Source organism: Aquabacterium sp., assembly GCF_014378415.1.
Lineage (GTDB): Bacteria > Pseudomonadota > Gammaproteobacteria > Burkholderiales > Burkholderiaceae_C > Aquabacterium.
Genome location: NZ_JACMNS010000201.1, coordinates 1 through 2,663, shown reverse-complemented (window position 1 = coordinate 2,663; position 2,663 = coordinate 1). Strand labels below are relative to the sequence as shown.

The 2,663-nt window shown below is 62.4% G+C and carries 5 protein-coding genes and 1 pseudogene; 5 read left to right on the top strand and 1 reads right to left on the bottom strand.

The annotated features are described in order from the left end of the window. Positions 1-495, bottom strand: a 495-nt coding sequence (locus H7225_RS17150) for a DMT family transporter (protein WP_290664032.1), incomplete at its 3' end; no start/stop codon positions are given. A 334-nt stretch (positions 496-829) separates the two neighbouring features. On the opposite strand from H7225_RS17150, the gene H7225_RS17145 reads away from it, so the two are divergent. The 5 genes and pseudogenes from H7225_RS17145 to H7225_RS17125 all read left to right on the top strand — a co-directional run. Next, entirely contained in the window at positions 830-1,240 is a 411-nt protein-coding gene (locus H7225_RS17145) for a hypothetical protein (protein WP_290664030.1), read from the top strand. A gap of 57 nt (positions 1,241-1,297) precedes the next feature. Then, complete coding sequence (locus tag H7225_RS17140; RefSeq protein ID WP_290664028.1) at positions 1,298-1,630, top strand: hypothetical protein; 333 nt, start codon at positions 1,298-1,300, stop codon at positions 1,628-1,630. Beyond that, entirely contained in the window at positions 1,627-2,094 is a 468-nt protein-coding gene (locus H7225_RS17135) for a CreA family protein (RefSeq protein WP_290664026.1), read from the top strand. The genes H7225_RS17140 and H7225_RS17135 overlap by 4 nt, the downstream gene beginning before the upstream one ends. 95 nt (positions 2,095-2,189) lie before the next feature. Continuing rightward, on the top strand, positions 2,190-2,420 hold the full coding sequence (locus tag H7225_RS17130) for a hypothetical protein (protein ID WP_290664024.1): 231 nt from the start codon (positions 2,190-2,192) through the stop codon (positions 2,418-2,420). A gap of 122 nt (positions 2,421-2,542) precedes the next feature. Next, positions 2,543-2,663, top strand: a pseudogene (locus H7225_RS17125) (thiol:disulfide oxidoreductase); the annotation flags it as partial.

Below are 2,663 nucleotides of genomic sequence, written 5' to 3'. Positions count from 1 at the left end.
GGCCAACAAACCAGCCACCTGACTGCGGCCCGCATCGGTGCGATCAAGCACCAACACCATGCCACCCAGCGTCAGCAAGGTCATCGCCAACATCACTCGGCGGTCGATGGTTTCGTCGTACCAAAGCCAGGCCAGCACCGCGGTGAAAACGGCTTCCAGGGCCAGCATCAGTGAGGCGCTGGTGCCGCTGGTGTGCTGCAAGCCCCAGGCCAAGGCCACCGGCCCGATCATGGCGCCAAACAGGGCCATCAGCGCCAGACGAGGGGCATCGCCGCCTTTCACCTGAGCCTCGCGCTCAACCCTTCGCCGCAAGCCAAAACCCATCAGCGATGCGCCCGCGTACAACAAGCCGGCGGTCGAGAACGTGCCGATGCTCACCCCCAGGCGTTGAACCAGGGGCGTGCTGATGCCAAAGAGGACGGCGGCCAACAGGGCCAGGAGGCCTCCGCGCAGGGCGGGCAGGCCTTGGTGGCCAGATGAGAAAATTTTGTGCATGAAAAATCAGAAGTTCTGCTCATCGAGCGTTTTTTTACTGCACCTCAGCCGCCTTTTACCAAAGATTCTTGCCATCCAGCAGGGTGACCGGCGCCCATGCGGCGGGTGTGGCCACCCCATTGGCCATCGGGCTCAAACGCCGGACTGTCGCCCTCAATGATGAACTTGACTTGTCCGCAATGGCAGCTTCCTGTGATGGGCATGGCGAGCTTGTCTTGTTTCCATGGTCAATCGACCCTGCGCTGAGCAGCCAGCGACAGGCCTGATGCAGGCTGCGCCTCAGAGTGACAGAATGGGCAGCCCCAGCTTGAAAAAATTCACCGAAGGACGTTCCATGGCGATTGGTTGGCTCACGGTTTTGCAAGCGGTTCCCTGGTCGGACGTGATCAGCAATGCGCCCAAGGTGGCGGAAGGCGCCAAGAAGCTGTGGAGTACCGTGTCGAAGAAGCCGGCCACACCCGCCCCCGCTGCCACTGACGCAACGACGGCATCGTCGTCGTCACCGCCAGCTCAAGCCATGGTGGTGCTGGAAGGCCGTGTGGCGGCCCTGGAGGCCAGTGCTGCCCAGGCCCACGAGCAATTGGTGGCCTCGTCCGAATTGATCAAAGCCTTGGCGGAACAAAACGCCCAGCTCATCCAACGCATCGAGACGAACCGGGTCAGGGTCGTGTGGCTGGCGGGCGTGGCGCTGCTGGGCGCGGTCACAGGTGTGGTCAGCGCGACGCTGTGGTGGACCCAGGGCTGAGAACGCTGTCAGCCCGTGAAGACTGACGCCTTGATTTTATCAGGCTACAGTGGGCGCATGAAACACCTGCGCCTCACCCTCCTCTTGGCCGCCACGGGCGGTCTGGCCGCTTGCGGCTCCATGTCCAGCCCGCGTTACGCCGGGTCGGTGCTTGCCAGCGAGGCCGGCGCCGTGGCCCGCTGCCAGTACCTGGGCGAGATCAGCGGCAGCTCCGGCCTGTCCGGCTTTTTTGCGCTGAAGGGCGCCAACGACGTCAAGCAAGAATTGCTGGGACGGGCCGATGCGCAAGGCGCCACGCACGTGGTGTGGGACCGACCCGACGTGGACTACACCAGCACCACCGTCGTGGCCAAAACCTACCGTTGCCCAACGGTTCAGGACAAACCATGAAAAGAATCCTGGCGTTGGCGCTGCTGACCGCCTCGACCTTCGTTCACGCTGAATCCATTGGCGCAGTCGATACCGTGTTCAAGTTCATCGGGCCTGATCACAAGATCGTGGTCGATGCGCACGACGACCCCAAAGTGGCTGGTGTGACCTGCTATGTTTCTCGGGCCAAGGTGGGCGGCATCAAGGGCGCGTTGGGCCTGGCCGAGGACAAGTCGGAGGCCTCCATCGCTTGCCGCCAAGTGGGCCCCATCACCATCAGCGGCCCGCTGCCGGTTCAGGAAGAAGTCTTCAGCGAACGCATCTCGCTGGTGTTCAAGAAGCTGCGCATCGTGCGCATGGTGGACGCCAAGCGCAACACCCTGGTCTACCTGACCTACTCAGACCGCGTCATTGAAGGCTCGCCGCAGAACAGCGTCACGGCCGTGGCGGTGGACCGGGCCAGGCCCATCCCTGTGAAGAAGTAAAGCTGAGAATCATGCGCAGAGTCTTCATGGTGAACCGCTTCGGCATGCGGTTTGCCGAGTCACAGGCATCTCTGTCAACATCAGGAGACTCCACCATGACCCTCACCATTCCAGCCACTGAACGACTCAGGGCGAACGACGCGGTCGAACGATTGGCTAAGGCAGCCCACCATGTGGTTGACCATGCCGCGGCAAGAGCCGAGGCATTGGGAGAAAAACGCGACGCCTGGGTCAGGTCCGTCGGTCAACCCATCCGGAATCGACCGCTGAGCAGCGTCATGATCGCCGTCGTTGCGGGCTTGGTGATCGGCCGCTTGCTGCGCTGAACGGTGCCCAGGGCAAGCCCACCGGGTTGAACGCCAACTTGTCCAACCCGCTGAGTATCCCCAGTCGGATCGGGTGATCTCCTTGGCGTGCACACTTGCCGGAGAACACCACGAGGCCCGACATGATCGACCTGTACTACTGGACCACGCCCAACGGCCACAAGATCACCTTGTTCCTGGAAGAGGCGCAAGTGCCTTACCGGATCAAGCCCATCAACATCGGCGAGGGCGAGCAGTTCGCGC

What these genes read in the sequence shown, in the direction of transcription:
- H7225_RS17145 (WP_290664030.1), top strand. Translation starts at nt 830, where the DNA reads ATGGCGATTGGTTGGCTCACGGTTTTGCAAGCGGTTCCCTGGTCGGAC.
- H7225_RS17135 (WP_290664026.1), top strand. Translation starts at nt 1,627, where the DNA reads ATGAAAAGAATCCTGGCGTTGGCGCTGCTGACCGCCTCGACCTTCGTT.
- H7225_RS17140 (WP_290664028.1), top strand. Translation starts at nt 1,298, where the DNA reads ATGAAACACCTGCGCCTCACCCTCCTCTTGGCCGCCACGGGCGGTCTG.
- H7225_RS17130 (WP_290664024.1), top strand. Translation starts at nt 2,190, where the DNA reads ATGACCCTCACCATTCCAGCCACTGAACGACTCAGGGCGAACGACGCG.